The organism is Pseudarthrobacter scleromae (assembly GCF_014644515.1).
In the GTDB taxonomy this organism is placed as follows: domain Bacteria; phylum Actinomycetota; class Actinomycetes; order Actinomycetales; family Micrococcaceae; genus Arthrobacter; species Arthrobacter scleromae.
Window position 1 is genome coordinate 297,554 of record NZ_BMKV01000004.1, and the last position, 17,836, is coordinate 315,389.

The window sequence follows — 17,836 nt, forward strand, 5'->3', positions numbered from 1 at the left end:
GACTCCGTCGAGTGACGGGTGCCACACTATCCGGACATAAGACATCTGACAAGCCAATGGAGGAGGGATGCCGGTGAGCCGCCAGACACTAGCGGACTCAGTCTTCGCCGAGCTCCTTGAACGCGTGCTCTCCGGCGACCTTCCTCCACAGTCATCGCTGCCGGCGGAGGCGGAGATCGCCAAGGCCGCCGATGTCAGCAGGCTGACGGTCCGCGAGGCGCTGAAGACGCTGCAGGCCCAGAACATCGTGACGGTGCGGCGCGGCCTGGGGACCTACGTGAACCCGCCCGAGGAATGGACGGGACTGGAGGCCATCCTCCGGGCAGCCGCCCGCGGCACCGGGATTGACGAGGCAGCGCTGAAGCTGCTCGAGGTCCGCCGCATCATGGAAACCGGGGCCGCCGAGCTCGCCGCCCGGCACGCCACGGCCGAGCATTTTGCCGCCATGGAGAAGGCCATTGCGGACCTGGAAACGGCCCACGAGGCCGGCGACCTGGACGCCGTGACCCTGGCGGACCTAGCCTTCCACAACGTGGTGTTCAGCGCTTCGGCGAACCCGTTCCTCCCGGCGCTGCTGGGCCAGCTGGGCCACCTGCTCTACACCACCCGCCGGGAAACATCGGCGTTCCCCGAAGTCCAGCGCCATGCCCTGGAGCACCACCGGCTGGTCCTGGCGGCGATTGCCACAGGCGAGCCGGAAACAGCCCGCAAGGCCATGGACGAGCACATCAACCAGACCTACGACGACTACGCGCGCTTCATCAAAGCCAAGGAATCCAACACAGGAGTTGAACCAGCATGACTGACACCACCACTTTTCCCGCTGCACGCACGGCCGTCCTGACCGGCGCCGCCTCGGAGCGCGGCATTGGCCGCGCAACTGCGGACAGGCTGGCCCGCGAGGGCTGGAACATCGCCATCCTGGACATCGACGGCGAAGCAGCGGCCCTGGCTGCCAAGGAGATCGGGGACAAGCATGGCGTGCAGGCGCTGGGACTGAAGACGGATGTCTCGGACGAGGCGTCCATCGATGCTGCCGTCAGCCGCGTGGAGGCGGAACTGCCTCCCATCGTGGCGCTGGCCAACATCGCCGGCATCAGCTCACCGCGGCCCTTCATGGAGGAAACCAAGGAAGGCTGGGAGCGGGTCTTCGCGATCAACATGACCGGGACCTTCCTGGTAACCCAGCGCGTCCTGGGCGGCATGATTGACCGGAAACTTGGCCGGGTGGTGAGCATCTCGTCGATCTCCGCCCAGCGCGGCGGCGGCACCTATTCGAAGGTCGCGTACAGCTCCGCCAAGGCCGGCATCATCGGCTTCACCCGCGCCCTGGCCCGCGAGATGGGCGAGCACGGCATCACCGTCAACTGCATCGCTCCGGGGCCCGTGGACACGGACATCATGGGCGGCACGCTGACGGACGAGCGGAAGAAGGAGATGTCCAAGGACATCCTGGTGGGCCGCGTGGGAACCGTGAACGACATGGCTGCTCTGATGTCATTCCTCATGGGCGAGGACGCCGGCTTCATCACCGCGGCCACCTACGACATCAACGGCGGTCTGCAGATTTCCTAGAGCGCAGGCGGGCGCGCACGTCACCACTCCTAAGGGCACGACGGCGGCGCGCCGCCCGCCGTCGTTATGCAGCGGCACTGCCCGGGGACGTGGGCGAGGCAGGCTTGGCGAGCTGGGCCGCGATGTCATCGGCCCAGGCGTCGATAGCGGTCCAGTCCCGAAAGTCCCCGAAGCGGCCGCCGGTGAGCCGGAACAGGGTGCGCAGCGCTGTCGACATCTGGTCCGCCTTGTAGACGCCGGAGAACATTCTGTGGCCGCGAAGCGGCACGTCCTGGGGCAGGACTCCTGCCAGTCGTGCCTGTTGCAGCGCCGCGCCTTTTTTGCGGAACGGCTTCGGCAGTGCATCAGCCATCCCCACATTAAAGGCCCAGACGGGCCGCTTAGCGAGCTCAGGCGCATGCCGGGCGAAGAACTGATCGGCCGCGGGCAGCCACGACTGATTGTGAACGGCGCTGCCGACTACAACAGCGTCGTAGCCGGAGACGGTCTCCACCTCGTCCACGGAACGGCACTCGACGCCGTCCAGCGAAGACGCCATGCGGTCCGCTATGTGTTGGGCTATCTCCTGCGTCGAGCCCATCGCGCTGGCATAGGCAACTAAAACAGTCATGGCTGAACCTCCGATCGTGCCGTCTCCAGTCTGATGGACACGGTGGCGGCCGGGATGTGCCGTTGGTCCCGACCCTCGGAAATCGCCTACTCCGCGATATCCTCCGCCCACAGCCCCGGGCTGTCTGCTGGAAGGTCCTTCGCCACGGTCAGGCAAGCGGAGTGATGGGAGTTACTGTGAAGGGTCCGGCCAGCAGGGGCTGCACCGCTTTCACGAATTCCTTCACATGGGCTTCGTCGTTGTGGGCCCTGAGGTCCTCGTGGCGTGCCCATCCCTCAAAGAGGACGAACGTATCTGGCCTTTGATCGTCAGCGAAGACCGTATATTCCAGGCATCCGGCATCTTTTCGGCTCACGACTTGCAGGCCAAGGAGTGTTTCACGAAGCGTTGCCTCCTGGCCTGCTTTTGCGATGAACACCGGCATCAGCCAAACTTGCGTTTCTTCCTGGCCGGCTGTTGTGTGTGGCAATTTTTCGTCCTTAGGTTCTGTGCTTACGGGAGGGGCGGCTCGGCCGCCCCTCCCGCTGGGTCACGCGTTGATCTGCGGAACCTCGACCCACGATTCTTTTGCAGCGGACTCGACGATTGCGTCGTCGATGAGCGCCACCTGATAGCCGTCAGCAAAACTCGGGCTTACGCTGCCGCCTTCTGCAATGGCCTTGAAGAAGTCATAGGCCTCGATGATCTTTGTTTCCCCGTATCCGATGCCGAGGGCAGGGATGGGCCAGAGTCCTTCTCCGTAAGGATGGGCCGGTCCCGTGTAAACGGTCCGGAATCCGCGGCGGTCGGCCTGGTCGGAGGCGAAGCAGACCTGCAGCTCATCGCGCCGTTCGTAGTTGAAGACGATGCTGCCCTCGGTTCCGTGGATTTCGAAGGTGATGTAGTTGTTCCTGCCGTGCGCGTTGCGTGTCGCCTCCACGGATCCCACGGCTCCGTTGGCAAAGCGGATCATCGTCATCACTTCATCGTCCACATCGACTTCGCCACGCGGGCCCTCTCCGCCCCGAACCGTCCCAAGTGCGTCAGCACCACCGGTTTGGAGGGGCCGCTCCGGGATCCACGTGGACAGGAGGGCGTTGACGGCGCTGAACTCGCCGACGAGGTACCGGGCCATGTCGATGACGTGCGTGGCGATGTCACCCAGGGCACCTGAGCCTGCGATCGATTTCTGGAAACGCCAGGACAACGGGGAGTTGGGGTCGGCGCTCCAGTCCTGCAGGTACGTGCCGCGGAAGCTGAGGATCCGGCCAATGGCGCCTTCCTCGATGTACTTCTTGGCCAACGCGACTGCGGGCGTGCGGCGGTAGTTGAAGGCAACCATGTGGACGAGGTTCTTATCCTTGACCGCGTCGTACATGGCCTTTGATTCCTCGCCTGTGCGTGCAAGCGGCTTTTCACAGATGATGTGCTTGCCTGCCTCTGCTGCGGCGATCGCGATTTCGGCGTGGAGATGGTTGGGTGTGGCGATATCCACGACGTCGATGTCCGGATCTTCGATGATGCTGCGCCAGTCCGAGGTGGAATTCTCGAAGCCGAAGCGCCGGGCAGCCTCCGAGGCCAGCTCCGGGGTGGCCTCGGCGATGACTTTGCGGACCGGAAGGGCTGGTGCCGGCCAGAAGAACATGGGCATGGCCGCGTAAGCGAGGGAATGGGCTTTGCCCATGAAGCCGCCTCCGATGAGGCCGACGTTAAGTTTCTGCATGTGAATCGGGTTCCTTTCGGAAAAACATGGTGGGAGCGCCTGCGGTGGCGTCCCCTGGTAGTCAATGGAGTCAGAGGAGTTTCTCGAGGTATTTTTTGCTGATGTCGGCTGCTTCCCGGGGGTCGCCGTCGTAGCCGTCCAGTTCGACCATGAGCCAGCTGTCGTAGCCGCTCTCCCGGATTGCGGCGAGGATGTCCGGGAAATCGAGTTCACCCTGGCCAAGGGGCAGGAACGCAAAGGGGTCCCGCCGAAGGTCCTTGAGGTGGACATGCCGGATCCTGTCGGGGTACTTCCGGATGACCGCGGCCGGGTCCGCTCCCCCGGCCGCAAGATGGGCGGTGTCGGGGCAGAATCCGATCCGGGTGAGCGGCATGAGCTTGTCCAGCTCGTCCGGGCTTTCCACGATGGTGGTCAGGTGCGGATGGTAGCTGGCCGAGAGCCCGAAACTTTCTGCGATGTCCGTGACCCTGTCCAGGGCCGTGCCGAGGCGGTGGTAGTCCTCTTCGGTGGTTCCCGCCGCACGGCGGGCGCCGCCTCCGACTACAAGGCGTTCCGCCCCGAAGTCCGCGGCCAGTTCGGCAGCCCGGTGGATCCGGTGCATTTCGTCGGGGAGGATATCGGCATAGATGAAGTTGGCGCCGGTATACACACTGGTCAGGGCAACTCCGGAGCTGCCCAGTATTTCCTTGAGTTCCCCGGGCTTTTCCGCGTATTCCGCGAGGTTGCCGTCGAACATCTCGACACCCTCGTAGCCCACTGATGCGATGTCCTGGACAGCGTCCTTCATGGACCCGTGGGTCATGTAGAAAAGGTCCTTGACGCTCGTCACGCCTTGGGGGTGGCCCACCACGCCGCCCCAAGTGATGGAACAGTAACCAAGTTTCATTGCTTGTGCCTTTCAGGTGCCACAGGAGATTTGGAGGTCATGGGTGCTACTTCTTCCGGGCCAGTGCGACGGCCAGGATGATGATGGCGCCCCGGACCACCTGCTGCTGGCTGCTGTCGAGTCCGGCCAGGATGAGTCCGTTGTTGATCAGGCCGATCAGCAGGGCGCCGAAGAGGGTGCCGATGATGGAGCCGAACCCACCGAAGAGGCTGGTTCCGCCCAGGATGACGGCGGCGATGGCGGAAAGCTCGTCTCCGGAGCCCCATTGGAACCGTCCGGACTGGAGGCGGCCGGCGTAGAGCATGCCGGCGACGCTTGCCGCCATGGCCGAGATGAGGAGCACCTGGAATTTGATGCGCTTGGTGTTGATGCCCGTGAAATCTGCGGCGTTGCGGTTGCCGCCCGTGGCCAGGACCTGGCGGCCGAACTTGGTGCGGTTCAGCACCACGGCGCCGATGGCGACGAAGATGGCGCTCCAAACCACCAGGCCAGGTATTGGACCAAAGTTGCCGGATCCGAACACCGTGTTGAACGTGTCGTTGAGGATGGGCTGGGGAGCCGAGGCGGTGATCCACTGGGCAACGCCCACGGCTATCCCCAGCATGCCGAGTGTTACCAGGAAGGACGGGATGCCCAGGAGGCTGACCAGGGCACCGTTGATGGATCCGACCACGAGTCCGACGGCGAGCCCGGCCAGGATGCCGGGGATCAGACCAAACTGTGACAGTGCCATTGCAGTGCACACACTGGAGAGGCCGGCCACGGATCCGACGCTGAGATCGATCTCCGCACACGCGATCACGTAGGTCATGCCGACGGCGATGACGGTGATCGTGGCGGTCTGCCGGAAGATGTTCAGCAGGTTGTTCGGCGACAGGAAGCCCTGGTCGCGGAGCAGAACGGCGAAGAAGAGGAAGACGACGACGAAGCCGATGTAGATGACGTAGCGCCGCCAGTCGAGGTCCTTGAGGATGGTGCCGATATTGCGGGGCGCCGCGGTGTCCCGCGGCGCGATGGTGTTTGCCTTGCTCACTTTCAGACTCCCTGCACTGCGAGTTGGAGATATTCCTCGTCAGCAATCTCGCTGCGGGGGATATCACGGATGATGGAGCCGTCCTTGAGGACGAGGACGCGGTCGCTGACCGCGAGTAGTTCGGGGTACTCGGAGGAGATGACGATGACGGCCTTGCCGGCGCTGGCGAGCGCACGGATCATGTCCAGGATTTCGCTCTTGGTGCCGATATCGACGCCGGCTGTCGGCTCGTCGAGGATCAGGATGTCCGGATCGGTGCCCAGCCACTTGGCGATGACCACCTTCTGCTGGTTTCCGCCGGAGAGGAGACGCACCGGGCGGTGGGGGTGGGCAACCTTCACCGCGAACCTCTTGATCAAGGACGAGGACAATTCCTTGCCCTTGGCGCCGTCCAGCAGCGGTCCCCGCTGGATCTGGCCCAGGAGGGGAAGCAGCAGGTTGTCCCGGACGGAGTGGTCCAGGACGAGGCCTTGGGCCCTGCGGTCCTCCGGGATGAGGGCGACGCCGGCGTTGATGGCCTGCTGCGGCGAGGCCAGGGTGACCTTTTTGCCGTGCAGGAGGACTTCGCCGCTGTCCACCTTGTCAATGCCAAAGAGCGTACGGGCGAGTTCAGTGCGTCCGCTGCCCATCAGTCCCGCCAGGCCCAGGATCTCGCCGGGCCGGAGCACGAAGGAAACATCCCGGACCCGCGGCCCCGCATTGAGGCCGCGGACTTCCAGCAGCGGCGCCCCGGTGTGTTCCGCATGGTCACGCGCACGGTAGGAAAGCTGGCCCTCGATCTTCTTGCCCACGATGCCTTCGACGATCTGCTCGGGGGTGACGTCCGTCAGCGGCGCTGTGAGGAGGTGGCGGCCGTCGCGGAGGATGGTGATCCTGTCTGCGAGCCTGTACACCTCATCCATGCGGTGGGAGATGTAGATGATTGAAATGCCACGCTGCTTGAGGCGGTCAATCAGTTCGAAGAGGGCTTCGGACTCGTGCCGGGCCAGGCTGGCAGTGGGTTCGTCCATGATCAGCACCTGCGCGTTCTGTGCGAGTGCCTTCGCGATCTCGGTCAGCTGCCAGTAGGCGGTGCCGAGCCGCGAGACCACTGCGCGGGGGTCGACGTCGACCTCCATCTCTGCGAAAACTTCCCTGGCCCGGCGCACCGCCGCACGGTCGTCGATGAGCCGTCCGGGACCGAGCGGCTCCGCGGTCAGGAAGATGTTCTGTGCAACCGTCAGGCTCGGCACCAGGCTGAATTCCTGGAAGACCATGCCGATCCCGGCGGCCTTCGCGTCCTGGATCGTATTGATGACGGCCGGCTTGCCTCCAATGAGGATTTCGCCGGCGTCCGCCTGGTAGACGCCCTGGAGGATCTTCATGAGCGTGGACTTCCCGGCGCCGTTTCCGCCAGCCAGTGCGTGGACCTCGCCCTTGCGGACGTCGAAGCTGACGTCGTTCAATACGGGAACGCCGTTGAAGCCCTTGGAAATCGAGCGCATTTCGACGACATTGTCTGCGGTGTTCATCGTTGCCCTTTCGGTGCGGTGCGGGGTGGGCACCCCGCACCGCCGGTTTTTGGCTACTTCTTGTAGGAGTCCTGGATGTCCTTCGGTGCGTCCTCGTGGTAGACCTGCTTCCAGGCCTCGAGGACGTTGGAGTGGTCAACCGGAAGGGCACTCAGGGCCACGTAGGCGGGCGCTTCCTTGCCGATGAGGGCCCCTGCGCCCAGCCGGGCTTCGGTGACACCCTGGTCGAACGGAACCTGCGCTCCAAGGCCGACGATGAGTTCATCCTTTGCCAAGGCGATCGCGACGTTCTTCCCGAGGTCCTCCGTGGCGATCTTCAGGTCCTGCCTGCCGGCCGCCCTGGCCGCAGCCATGACACCTTCTGCAGGTACATCCCAGACCGCCCAGATGCCAGCCAGGTCAGGGTACTTGCTCAGCATTGCGTTGGCAGCCGCCTGGGCGTCTCCAGCGAAATCCGGACCGGCAATCCCCTTTTCCTCGACCACCTGGATGTCCGGGTATTCCTTCGTGATGGTTTCCTTGAAGCCTTCATAACGCTGCTTGGTCACGAAGAAGTCGGCCTGGTGGAAGACGAGCCCGATCTTCCCCTTGCCACCCAGTGCCTTGGCCATTTGATGGGCGGAGACAACGCCGTTGCCGTAGTTGTCGGCAGACACAACGGAGACGTAGTCCTGGCCGGCGGTCAGTCCCTGGGGGATGTTGTCCATGAAGACGAGCTTGGTGCCCGCCTCCGCGGCCTTCTTGTAAGCGGATGCCGTGGCTATGGGGTCCGTGGGGATGGAAACGATGATGTCAGGCTCCTGCGTCATGACAGTCTCGATATCCGAAACCTGCTTGTCCGGCTTGAAGTTCGCATCGGTTGTGGCGATGACCTTGATGCCGAGTTGTTCGAATTCGCTCTTAAGGCCGTTGACCTGGGCCGTGGCCCAATCGTTTCCGCCGTAGTGCATCACGATGGCAGCCGTGGCATTGAGCGCCTTGACCTTCTCAATCTCTTCAGGTGTCAGGTCTGCTGCCGAGGCCGGGGAGGGCGTCTCGCCGTTGGGCCCCTTGCTGAGGACCTGTCCCTTGATCTTGTCAAGGGCCTGCTGGGCCTTCTCGGACACGCCGGCGTCGGGAACGCTTGAGGCGCCCGACGTCGGACTGCTGCAGGAAGCGACGGAAAGAGACAGGGCTGCGGCGAGGGCCACAAAGGGAAGCCTGCGGATCATCATTGTTCTCCAGTGCTTGAGTGGATGGATAGGGGTGGATGCCTGGATTGGGTCAGGCGAGGGCAAGGGCCAGTGCCGGTGGCACCGGGGACAGGACGAGTGCGCCGGAGGCCGAGGCTGAGCGTATGGCAGCGGCCTTGTCTGCGGCTCTCAGGAGCGCTTCTGCATGCACCTTGTCTACAAAGAAGCCCAGGGAACATGGTCCGTGGTGGGCCTGAACCCACTTCACCGCCTCGCCGGCAGCCTTGGCCATGCCGCCGGGAGCTTCCGCGGCCGGGCCGTGGATGGTGGACACGGACGCGGGTTTGCCTGAGTTGTCAACGGAGACCACCAGGCTGGCCCAGAGGAGATTGTCGTCAAAGATTCCGATGACCGCCGAAGATCCTGCGGAGACGAAGGTGCGGACGGCGGCTGCAAGATCACCAGGCGCCGTGTCCCCCAGCAGTGCTTCCAGGTTTGCCCACTGGGCGTGGTCGACGTCCCGGAGCGCTGCGTTCGGATCGAGCGCGAGTGCATAGACGATAGGGCCGGGCATCGCGCTCCTTTCCTCGTTGAATGGTTGTAACTCCGTAAGCGTTTACGACTCTTCCGTAAACGTTTACGGACCTCATCGTAAGCGTTTACGGAGATTTGTGTCAAGCATCACTTTGTAGCTTCTTTTGAGGGGCCGGGAGGACCTGGCCGACGTAAGATCGAAAAGGCACGGAGCCGGGGTGTGCTCGTGCGGTGCAGGACAGGAGCGAAAGTGGCAGGCAGAACGGTTCCCCACGAGGCGAACGAGAGGCAACCGAACGCCCCGCTGCGCCGGAAGCCCACCATCAATGATGTTGCGAGCATGGCCGGTGTCTCCTTCGGCACGGTTTCGCGGGTCCTCAACGACGCACCGGACGTGAGCGCTGCAACGCGGCAACGGGTTCTGCAGGTGATCAAGGAGATCGGGTACCGCAGGAACCGGGCGGCCACGGCACTGGTCACCAGCCGGTCCACGTCCATCGGCATACTCTCCGATGGTTCCCCGCGGTTTGGCCCGGTGGGAACGCTGATGGCACTTGAGAACGTTGCACGCACGAAGGGCTACGCCACAACCGTCATTAGTGTCGAACAGCCCTACGAAGAGTCAGTCCAGACCGCCCTGGACACCCTGGACGATACCGGCGTCGGGGGAATCATTGTCATTGCGCCTGTGGTGGACATGGCGGCAGCTGTATGGAACGCCACGTGCCGTGTGCCCGTGGAGATGATCGCCGCGGGAGCATCGTCGACGCCAAACGTCTTCACGTACTCGGAAAACCAGGAGCTGGGCGCACGGCTGGCCACCCAGCACCTGATCGATCTGGGCCACGCGGACATCGCCCACTTCGCCGGCTCCATGGACTGGTTCGACGGGCGGGTGCGCAAACGCGGGTGGGAGGCCGCGCTTCGCGACGCCGGACTTGCACCGGGGCTGTGCCCGGAGGGCGACTGGAGCCCCCGCTGGGCCTACGAGACCGCCCTCCAGCTTGTGCGGGAAGACAAGGTGCCCCAGGCTATCTTCGCCGCCAGTGACCACACGGCGCTCGGGCTGATCCGCGCCTTCGCAGAGAATGGGGTCCGGGTCCCGGACGACGTGAGCGTGGTGGGTTTCGACGACATTGAAGGTTCGGACTACTTCCTGCCTCCCCTGACCACTGTTCGCCAGGACTTCACGGCGTTGGCGACCATGAGCGTGGAGGTGCTTCTTGGTGCTATGGAGGGGCGGGACGTGGACCGCACCCCCATCGCACCCACGCTTGTTGTCCGCGACAGTGCCGTCCAGGCCAAATCCCGAAGCAGCAAACAACCAAAGAAGCAGTAGTTAGGAAGGCCGCCCAACCTGTGGAGGCTTCTGATCGCTTGCCGGATTACGGCTCCTCCCCGTTCGCGGTCGCCTCGACCCAGTCGATGGCGTCGTCGGGGAGGTAGTGCCCCGGGCTTTCATCCTGGCCGGACCACCAGGAATCGTCGCTGGCTGGTCCGCCTGCCTCCGCAATCTCGGCCACCACTGCCGCCGGCACCTCATCGCCGTTGTTGTTGATCAGCCACTGCCGCGTCGATGGCTGCAGCTCCGTCCACCACTGTTCGATGCCCATGGCCGAAGTGTCCCACGCCGGCAGGACTGGCGTCACCGCCCGCGCAAAGCCGGCGGCAGCACCGCCGTCGTACTCCCTGGTTTACTGCGGTGCGGAACGCGTCCCGGCGTCCGTGCTCGATCCCGACGTTGGAACGAACTCCCAGTCAAATGAGCCGTCGGCCCTCAGTGTCAGCCGAAGGTACCCGTGGGTGTCGCTGAACCGCTTCACGATGTACCGCGGGCTGTTGGTGAAGGGGCGGAGCCCGACGCCTCCCGTGGAAACCTGGAATGCCGTCATGCCGTCGCTGACGCACTGGTCGGCGTTGTTTACCGGGCACGACCGTTCGTAGTTGTGCTGCGAACCGGACAGGGTCAGGCGGACCCGGTGCTTCCACATCACGTCGATCCACGGCTTATGGTCCAGGTTCCGCTTATGCGTGTCCGTGCTGGACGTAAAGTACGGCTCGTGGTGCACCACTGCCAGGTGCTTGCCCGCAGCCTTGGCAGCAGCAAGGTCCCTGTCCAGCCACGTTGTCAATGCCTGGGCACGCGCCGGGTTGTACCGCCAGTGCGCGGAGGACAGGAACGCGAAATGCCAGTTCCCGAAGTCCTTCGAGTATGGTTGCCCGTTTTCGATAAATCCGCGCTCATGGTTGATGGCCGCTTTGGCAGAGGACCCCGGGCATTGGCCATTCATGAAATCGTCGAGGTCTTCGTTGCGCCCCGGTTTCCAGTCGTGGTTGGGGGCGGATGCCCAGTACAGCTTGGGCATCGTCCCACCCCAGAGCCTCGTCCAGTACTTCACATAGTCGTCGCAATACGCGGCGTCGTACTGGAAGTCCCCGATCCCCAGGAACGCGTCAATCTCGTTGTTTTGCACCAGCCGCGTGATCGCCGCACCGTTCCGGCCGGACGGGCTGCCGGGCGCGTAAGTCCTGACGCCGTTCATGTCGCCCACAGCAGCGATCCGAACATCTCCCAAGGGAAAGGGAGGCTGGCCATCAAAAGGTGGCGGGGTCGCCGTTGGGGGCGCTGCCGTGGGGGTCGCAGACGGGGACGACACAGCCGGGGACGGCTGGTCCGGCGGCCGTGGAGGGCCAGTACACCCCGCAAGAGAGACGGCCACGAGGGTTGCAGCGGCTGCGGCCACGCTCCGCAAGGACTCGCGTCGCGGGAGTGCTGGCTGCATTCGGTAACCCTCCATGAAGCCGGCCCGCAGGCCGTCCTGCGAGGGACAACCAGGTGCACCGGCACTTTTGATAATTCTCAGGCATGGACAGGGTGTCAAGGGCACCCCCTCCACCCGGAATACGCCCGCCGGGGCCGCTCCTGCGGTTGGTCCGGACCATTGTTCGGCTTTGGTGCAAGCGATAAAATGCTCCCGGGGAGAGGTCCTGGTCTCGCTAGACCGCCGTTAGGGGCCCCTCCTATGACCGACTTCTTCACAATGCAGCCCGGCGAGACCGCACCTCCACTGCCGCCCGGACCCGTCCTGTGCACCGGAACGGCGGGCATGCGGCGCATACACCGTTTTTTCCTGTGGGCGTACGACGAGGCGCCAGGCCTGGTGCGCTCCGTGGAACCTGGCGACACTGCCCGCTCCGCCTATGTGGGGGAGGTCCTCGGGAACTTCGATAAGGTACTCCACATCCACCACGAGGGCGAGGACCTGCTGATGTACCCGCAGCTGGGCCAGCGGGCACCTGCCTGCGCGCTGCACGTGGCGCAGATGCTGGAGCAGCACCGGCAGGTCACCCAGCGGCTCGAGGGCATCGAGCCCGTCCGTCTGGGCTGGATGGCGGCCCCGGATGCAGAGTCTTCTGCGGAGCTGGCCGCGCGCTATGAGGACCTCTCGGCAATCCTCAAAGTGCACCTGCGCCGGGAGGTCACGGAGGTGATGCCCGTGGTGGACAGGGTGATGACCGAGAAGGAGATGGACGGACTGGGGCAGCACAGCATTGAGCAGTTCGACAAGAAATTCCTGGTCACCTATTTGGGGATGGTGCTGGCCACGAATCCGCCCGCAGACCGGAAGGAACTGTTCAAGGAGATCCCCGCGCCGGTCCGCCTGGGCTACCGCCTCATTGGGCGCAGAATGTACCGGAAACAGTACTCGACGCTCTTTCCCGGGCGCCCGGTCCCCGAGACGCTTTAGAAACCGGCCATGGTTTTCCTGTTTCCTGCGATCGGGCTGCTGCTGTGGATTGGCGTCCTTCTGGGTGCCCTGGTCCTGGTCGGTATTCTCTAAGCGGCGTTCGGCCTGGTAGTAGGGCTTGTGAACCTCGCGCACCTGCTCATCAGGGGAAACAGCCGGCCGAGCGTGCGGAGGAACACCGCCGCTGGCCCCACACGTAACGTACACCGGGCGCCACCCCCACTGCAGGTAACCCGGGCGCCATGCCCCGCGGAGCCCGATAGGAAGTCCGCGGCTGAGATATGGCCCAAATGGAACTCGTCGCACCGGCTGTATGTGGAGGGCGAGAAGTCGCACTGGCAGGAGCAGTTCGACGCCCTGGACTACCGCAGATAAGCCCTTCGGGGAGAGCACGAGTGTACGATCCCGTTAGACCCGGGACGGGAGCGTCACGGTCCGTGGACAAGTTGGGGGACATCCGGATGCCGGAATTGAAGCGCATTTATTGGACACGCAGGGGCCTTCGCCTGTTGTTCACGGCCGTCACCCTGTGGTTGTTCGGCTCGGCCATTCTTTCGCTCCTGCCACGGGCAGATGCCGGCGCGGCCCCGTCCTCGGCAACGGAGGTTTTCCGCGGCATGGCGGACGATGTACTTGCCGCGGTGATGCTCCCAGGCGCTACCGCCGTCGTCCTCATCATTGCCGCGGCCGTGATCAACGCACGGGACGTTCGACGGCGGGATCCAGTGCGGCGCTTTACGCGCCAGCAGCGCCGCGCAGGGATGGCGCGGGCCGGCGGCGTGTGCGAGATGGAGACGGGTTTTGGCCGCCGGTGCTCCCGCGCGGCCGAGCATGGCGACCATTTCTATCCCTGGTCGAAGGGCGGGTCCACCAGCCTGCAGAATTTTGTGGCGGCCTGCAGCCGGTGCAACCGCGCCAAGGGCGCACGGATCCCTTCCCCGGGACAACAGCTGCGGCTGGAGCGGCGACGGCGGACCTACGTCCCGCTGGATGCTGCCGTTGCCGTCGGCGAGAGGCAGCCGCTTCCGTAGACAGTCAGGGGTCAAGCCGCTTGCGCAGGAGGCAGAACTCGTTGCCTTCAGGGTCGGCCAGGACGTGCCACTGCTCGCTGCCGGCCTGCCCGACGTCGGCCGGGCGGGCCCCAAGGGCAAGCAGGCGTTCCAGCTCGGCGTCCTGGTCCCTGTCCACCGGGTTGACATCAATGTGCAACGGGAGGCGTCCGGTCCGCGGGTTGCTGCTCGGGCTCAGGATGATGGTGGGCTGCAGGCCGCCGAACCCGGCATCCGGAGGGCCGATCTCGATTGCACCGTCCTCCCGGTCGAGCTCGACATATCCGAGCACCTGGCTCCAGAACCCCGCCAGGAGTTCCGGATCGGCGCAGTTGAGGACCAGTTCGCTGATACGGGAGACCATGAACCCCAGTGTACGAAGACCAAGCCCGAACTGTCCGGAAATTGATGCTTGGCCAAGAGGTGCGCCGAGGCGCAACGTCGGCGCTTCGCAGCAGACATCCCCGGTCGATCATCTGCCGATATGCGTAAATTGCGCAACAAAAGTAGCGTGATTCGCGCAAGCATGTCATGATGAATGCATCCCGCCACTGCGCGGCCCCAGCCGACGACGAGAGGAGCAACGTGGCTTCCGTATTTGTACAGGCCGACGATTTCTCCGGCGCCGCCGAGGTTGGCTCCTGTTTTGTGCAGCACGGGCTGAGTGCGCAGGTCCTGCTGGGTACTCCCAGTGTTCCGGGAACGCACGACGCCGGCACCTCCTTTGCGGAGCCCGCCGCCGACGTTGTGGTCACCGATACGCACTCCCGCGGGCTTGCTGAATCTGCTGCTGAGGCTACGGTCAAGGAAGCCTTCGCCGGCCCCGACGCCGATACTGCGCAGGTGTTGTTCAAGAAGATCGACTCGCTGTGGCGTGGCAACGTCCGTGCCGAAGTTTCCGCGCTGGCGGGGCTTGGTTTCCATGCCGTTGTTGCGGGCGCACTCCCCCAGCTGCAGCGGTCCGTCGTTGACGGCCGCCCTGGGGTTGCCGGGACTCCCTTGGCGGAGTCGGGCTTGTGGCAGGCCGAACAGTCGGCCCCGCCGGCCGACATTCCGTCGCTGCTGCGCCCTGACGATCCGTCCTCAGTGCAGACCCTGGCCCTTGCTGACGTGCGGTCCGGATCGCGGGCCGCAACACTGGCCATGCTGTTGGACTCGGACCAGCCCGCGCTGGTGGTGGCCGACGGCGAAACCGTCCAGGACCTGGAGCACGTGGTGGACGCCCTGCTGGAGCTGGACTTCCAGTCCGGCGGCCGGCGCATTGTGCTGGTGGGTACCGGCGGAACGGCAGATGTGCTCGCAGAGCGCCTCTCAGCCCGCCTTGCGCGAACTGCGCAACCCGGAGCACAGACGGACGAAACCACTGCGGAACCGCTGGGAGGCGGCAGGCCGGTGCTCGCCGTCGTCGGCTCCGCGTCCCGAACCGCGCAGGCGCAGCTGGCCAAACTCGAAGCCCAAGGCTTCACGGTGGTCAGGCTGCACCCGCAGTACGCAGGAGCCACCGGGGCCTATGCTCCCCAACTGGCCCAGGTTTCAGCGGATTTGCGGGCAGGCCACCGCGTAGCCATCACCCTTGCCGCTTCAAAAGTGGACCCGACACGGGCCGCCAGCATCGTGCAGGCCCTGTCCACGTTCGCAGCCGAGGCAGCGAAAGCAACACCAACAGACCTGATCCTCACCGGCGGTGAGACGGCCCGGGAAGTCCTGGACGCCGTTGGTTTCCACCGGCTGGTACCGCTTGCGGCCGTGCAGCACGGGGCCGTGCTCAGCTGTGCCGACGACGGGACGCTGGTGGGCACCAAGCCCGGCAGCTTCGGCGACGACCTGGCCCTCCTACAGCTTTACGACGACATCCGGGAGCGCCGCGGCCTGACCGCGCACGCTCCCGCCCCCACCCTTCCCAGCAAGACTTCCGAACGATCTGGAGCAGACATGACAACCGCCGCAGTGAGCAAGACCGAGCAGAACACCCTCCCCTACGTCGCCGTGACCATGGGCGACGGCGCCGGGGTGGGGCCGGAGGTGGTGGTGGCCGCCGTGCTGGATCCGCAGAGCAACGCCGAGTGCCGGCCCGTGGTGATCGGCGACGCGCTGCGCCTGCGCCAGGCCGCGGACGTCCTGGGCATCGAGTCTGACATCCAGAGCATCGAGGACGTGGAGGATGCGGTGTTCACGCCGGGCCGGGTGAACGTGATCGACCTGGCGCTGCTGCCGGAGGACCTGCCGTGGGGGCAGCTCTCCCCCGTGGCCGGGCACGCCGCGTATGAGTACATCCGGGTGGCCAGCGAGCTGGCGATGGCCGGGAAGGTGCAGGCCATCTGCACCGCGCCGCTGAACAAGGAGGCGCTGCACTCGGCCGGGCACATCTTCCCCGGGCACACGGAACTGCTGGCGCACCTGACGGGCACGGAGGAAGTGTCCATGATGCTCTCCACCCCCAAGATCCGGGTGATCCACGTGACCACGCACATCGGGCTGATGGATGCGATCCGCAAAATCAACCCGGACCTGGTGGAGCGCACCATCCGCCGCGGCCACGAGGCGCTGGTCCGCGCGGGCATCCCCAACCCGAAGATCGGCGTGTGCGCCATCAACCCGCATGCGGGCGAGAACGGCCTGTTCGGCCAGGGCGAGGAAGCGGAGAAGATCGAGCCGGGTGTGAAGGCGGCGCAGGCGGCCGGGATCAATGCGGTGGGCCCGCTGCCGGCGGACACCCTGTTCTTCCTGGCCGGCCGGGGCGATTACGACCTGGTGGTGGCCATGTACCACGACCAGGGGCACGGGCCGGTGAAGGTGCTGGGCATCGAGGCCGGCGTGAATATCACGGTGGGCCTGCCGGTGATCCGCACGTCCGTGGACCACGGCACCGCGTTCGACATCGCCGGCAAGGCGATCGCGGATTCCCGGTCCATGGTGGAGGCGCTGCACCAGGCGGCGGAGATGGCCACCCGGCCCGCCGTCGCCGTGTAGGCGTTGCTGCGGGGACTGGGCGGGGGCCGGAACTAGCATGGGTACCACTGCCACGGGAAGGAGACCGGGAATGCTGAGCGCAAACGCGCGGCGCGAGGAGATCTACCACCTTGCCGTGACCACCGGGCTGGCCTCCGTAGAGGAACTCTCCGCCCGGTTCGAGGTGACCGCGTCCACCATCCGCCGAGACCTGGCACTGCTGAACGGGCAGGGCCGGCTGGCCCGCACCTACGGCGGGGCCATGGCACTGGGCGCCCACCCGGAGGCGTCACTAAGGCAGCGCACCGGCGAGGCGTTCGAGCAGAAGCACGCCATCGCCCGCTGGGCCGCGGCCGTGATCCGGCCCGGGGAGAACATCCTGCTCGACGCCGGCTCCACCGTGGGTGCGCTGGCGCATGAGCTTCGGGGGTTCGAAAAGCTGTCCGTGACGACGCCGGGCATCAACACCATGCAGGAACTCGCCGACTCCGAGGGCATCGAGGTGGACTGCCTCGGCGGCCGCCTGCGGAGCCTTTCGCAAAGCTTCGTGGGACCGCTGGCCGAGGCGGCGCTGGAGCGGATGAGCTTCGACCGCGTGTTCCTGGGCGCCGACGCCGTCACCGCGGAGCACGGCATCTGCGAAGCCGACCACGCCCAAACCCGGCTCAAGGAACTCATGGCCCGCCGCGGCCGGGAAGTCTACGTGCTTGCGGATTCGTCCAAACTCGGGCTGCGGCCCTTCCACGCCTGGGCCCGCCTCGCGCTCCCCTGGACGCTGGTGACGGACGACGGCGCCGACCCCGAGCAGGTGCAGAAGTTCCGGGACGCGGGGGTGCGGGTTGAGGTGGCGGCAGTGGCGCCCTAAATGGTTCTTTGGCGAGCTATGCATTACCAAGAGAGTGCGCAAAATAGCTGATGCTCGTGCGAGACTTTGCCGACTCTAGCTGATGACCGGAGTCGCAGTTGGTGGCGGCCAGATGGATTTCTGGAAGCATTCGATCTGACCAGTTTTGGCCTCAGTCACCAGTCTTTCCGCAAACAGTGCCCGCATGACATATAAATCAAG

At 65.1% G+C, this 17,836-nt stretch carries 18 protein-coding genes; 7 read left to right on the plus strand and 11 right to left on the minus strand.

Annotated features, from left to right (window positions below):
• Positions 1-67 precede the first annotated feature (67 nt).
• Together IEX33_RS12300 and IEX33_RS12305 are read left to right on the plus strand one after the other, a co-directional pair.
• Positions 68-802, plus strand: coding sequence for a FadR/GntR family transcriptional regulator (locus IEX33_RS12300; protein WP_308421973.1), 735 nt, complete (start codon positions 68-70; stop codon positions 800-802).
• Entirely contained in the window at positions 799-1,575 is a 777-nt protein-coding gene (locus IEX33_RS12305; RefSeq protein WP_188730541.1) for an SDR family NAD(P)-dependent oxidoreductase, read from the plus strand. Before IEX33_RS12300 ends, IEX33_RS12305 begins: the two co-directional genes overlap by 4 nt.
• Before the next feature lie 64 nt (positions 1,576-1,639).
• On the opposite strand, the gene IEX33_RS12310 is transcribed toward IEX33_RS12305, so the two are convergent.
• The 8 genes from IEX33_RS12310 to IEX33_RS12345 all read right to left on the minus strand — a co-directional run bounded on the left by IEX33_RS12310 (position 1,640) and on the right by IEX33_RS12345 (position 9,063).
• Positions 1,640-2,185 carry a flavodoxin domain-containing protein gene (locus IEX33_RS12310; RefSeq protein WP_188730543.1) on the minus strand — a complete coding sequence of 182 codons (546 nt, stop codon included), beginning with the start codon at positions 2,183-2,185 and terminating at the stop codon, positions 1,640-1,642.
• A gap of 148 nt (positions 2,186-2,333) precedes the next feature.
• Positions 2,334-2,654 (minus strand): putative quinol monooxygenase, encoded by a 321-nt coding sequence (locus IEX33_RS12315; protein WP_229675360.1) that lies wholly within the window; start codon positions 2,652-2,654, stop codon positions 2,334-2,336.
• Between the two features lie 60 nt (positions 2,655-2,714).
• Positions 2,715-3,887: a levoglucosan dehydrogenase gene (locus tag IEX33_RS12320; protein ID WP_188730545.1), complete on the minus strand. Its 1,173-nt coding sequence runs from the start codon at positions 3,885-3,887 to the stop codon at positions 2,715-2,717.
• 70 nt (positions 3,888-3,957) lie between these two features.
• The gene (locus tag IEX33_RS12325; protein ID WP_188730547.1) at positions 3,958-4,773 is read right to left on the minus strand and encodes a sugar phosphate isomerase/epimerase family protein; all 816 of its coding nucleotides are present in this window, start codon (positions 4,771-4,773) and stop codon (positions 3,958-3,960) included.
• Between the two features lie 46 nt (positions 4,774-4,819).
• Positions 4,820-5,806: an ABC transporter permease gene (locus IEX33_RS12330; RefSeq protein ID WP_188730549.1), complete on the minus strand. Its 987-nt coding sequence runs from the start codon at positions 5,804-5,806 to the stop codon at positions 4,820-4,822.
• A gap of 2 nt (positions 5,807-5,808) precedes the next feature.
• Positions 5,809-7,317, minus strand: coding sequence for a sugar ABC transporter ATP-binding protein (locus IEX33_RS12335; protein ID WP_188730550.1), 1,509 nt, complete (start codon positions 7,315-7,317; stop codon positions 5,809-5,811).
• Positions 7,318-7,370: 53 nt separating this feature from the next.
• Positions 7,371-8,531, minus strand: a complete 1,161-nt coding sequence (locus IEX33_RS12340; protein WP_188730552.1) for a substrate-binding domain-containing protein — start codon at positions 8,529-8,531, stop codon at positions 7,371-7,373.
• Between the two features lie 49 nt (positions 8,532-8,580).
• The gene (locus IEX33_RS12345) at positions 8,581-9,063 is read right to left on the minus strand and encodes a hypothetical protein (protein WP_188730555.1); all 483 of its coding nucleotides are present in this window, start codon (positions 9,061-9,063) and stop codon (positions 8,581-8,583) included.
• Positions 9,064-9,273: 210 nt separating this feature from the next.
• On the opposite strand from IEX33_RS12345, the gene IEX33_RS12350 reads away from it, so the two are divergent.
• Positions 9,274-10,362: a LacI family DNA-binding transcriptional regulator gene (locus IEX33_RS12350; RefSeq protein ID WP_188730556.1), complete on the plus strand. Its 1,089-nt coding sequence runs from the start codon at positions 9,274-9,276 to the stop codon at positions 10,360-10,362.
• 46 nt (positions 10,363-10,408) lie between these two features.
• On the opposite strand, the gene IEX33_RS12355 is transcribed toward IEX33_RS12350, so the two are convergent.
• Positions 10,409-10,636 carry a hypothetical protein gene (locus tag IEX33_RS12355; RefSeq protein ID WP_188730557.1) on the minus strand — a complete coding sequence of 76 codons (228 nt, stop codon included), beginning with the start codon at positions 10,634-10,636 and terminating at the stop codon, positions 10,409-10,411.
• A gap of 81 nt (positions 10,637-10,717) precedes the next feature.
• On the minus strand, positions 10,718-11,575 hold the full coding sequence (locus IEX33_RS12360; protein ID WP_229675361.1) for a metallophosphoesterase family protein: 858 nt from the start codon (positions 11,573-11,575) through the stop codon (positions 10,718-10,720).
• A 471-nt stretch (positions 11,576-12,046) separates the two neighbouring features.
• Between IEX33_RS12360 and IEX33_RS12365 the strand changes: the two genes are divergently transcribed.
• On the plus strand, positions 12,047-12,772 hold the full coding sequence (locus IEX33_RS12365; RefSeq protein ID WP_188730560.1) for a hemerythrin domain-containing protein: 726 nt from the start codon (positions 12,047-12,049) through the stop codon (positions 12,770-12,772).
• A 437-nt stretch (positions 12,773-13,209) separates the two neighbouring features.
• A complete protein-coding gene (locus IEX33_RS12370; RefSeq protein WP_229675362.1) occupies positions 13,210-13,803 on the plus strand; it encodes an HNH endonuclease in 594 nt (197 codons plus the stop codon).
• 4 nt (positions 13,804-13,807) lie between these two features.
• On the opposite strand, the gene IEX33_RS12375 is transcribed toward IEX33_RS12370, so the two are convergent.
• Entirely contained in the window at positions 13,808-14,185 is a 378-nt protein-coding gene (locus IEX33_RS12375; protein ID WP_188730562.1) for a VOC family protein, read from the minus strand.
• Positions 14,186-14,406: 221 nt separating this feature from the next.
• Here IEX33_RS12375 and pdxA point away from each other — a divergent pair, with 221 nt between their 5' ends.
• Both pdxA and IEX33_RS12385 read left to right on the plus strand, forming a co-directional pair.
• On the plus strand, positions 14,407-16,791 hold the full coding sequence (pdxA, locus tag IEX33_RS12380) for a 4-hydroxythreonine-4-phosphate dehydrogenase PdxA (RefSeq protein WP_188730564.1): 2,385 nt from the start codon (positions 14,407-14,409) through the stop codon (positions 16,789-16,791).
• Between the two features lie 70 nt (positions 16,792-16,861).
• A complete protein-coding gene (locus tag IEX33_RS12385; protein WP_188730566.1) occupies positions 16,862-17,635 on the plus strand; it encodes a DeoR/GlpR family DNA-binding transcription regulator in 774 nt (257 codons plus the stop codon).
• Positions 17,636-17,836 lie beyond the last annotated feature (201 nt).

Bases quoted from the DNA above. Each gene is read 5' to 3' on its own strand.
- IEX33_RS12300 (WP_308421973.1), top strand. From the start codon at position 68: ATGCCGGTGAGCCGCCAGACACTAGCGGACTCAGTCTTCGCCGAGCTC.
- IEX33_RS12305 (WP_188730541.1), top strand. From the start codon at position 799: ATGACTGACACCACCACTTTTCCCGCTGCACGCACGGCCGTCCTGACC.
- IEX33_RS12310 (WP_188730543.1), bottom strand. From the start codon at position 2,185: ATGACTGTTTTAGTTGCCTATGCCAGCGCGATGGGCTCGACGCAGGAG.
- IEX33_RS12320 (WP_188730545.1), bottom strand. From the start codon at position 3,887: ATGCAGAAACTTAACGTCGGCCTCATCGGAGGCGGCTTCATGGGCAAA.
- IEX33_RS12325 (WP_188730547.1), bottom strand. From the start codon at position 4,773: ATGAAACTTGGTTACTGTTCCATCACTTGGGGCGGCGTGGTGGGCCAC.
- IEX33_RS12335 (WP_188730550.1), bottom strand. From the start codon at position 7,317: ATGAACACCGCAGACAATGTCGTCGAAATGCGCTCGATTTCCAAGGGC.
- IEX33_RS12340 (WP_188730552.1), bottom strand. From the start codon at position 8,531: ATGATGATCCGCAGGCTTCCCTTTGTGGCCCTCGCCGCAGCCCTGTCT.
- IEX33_RS12345 (WP_188730555.1), bottom strand. From the start codon at position 9,063: ATGCCCGGCCCTATCGTCTATGCACTCGCGCTCGATCCGAACGCAGCG.
- IEX33_RS12355 (WP_188730557.1), bottom strand. From the start codon at position 10,636: ATGGGCATCGAACAGTGGTGGACGGAGCTGCAGCCATCGACGCGGCAG.
- IEX33_RS12365 (WP_188730560.1), top strand. From the start codon at position 12,047: ATGACCGACTTCTTCACAATGCAGCCCGGCGAGACCGCACCTCCACTG.
- IEX33_RS12375 (WP_188730562.1), bottom strand. From the start codon at position 14,185: ATGGTCTCCCGTATCAGCGAACTGGTCCTCAACTGCGCCGATCCGGAA.
- IEX33_RS12385 (WP_188730566.1), top strand. From the start codon at position 16,862: ATGCTGAGCGCAAACGCGCGGCGCGAGGAGATCTACCACCTTGCCGTG.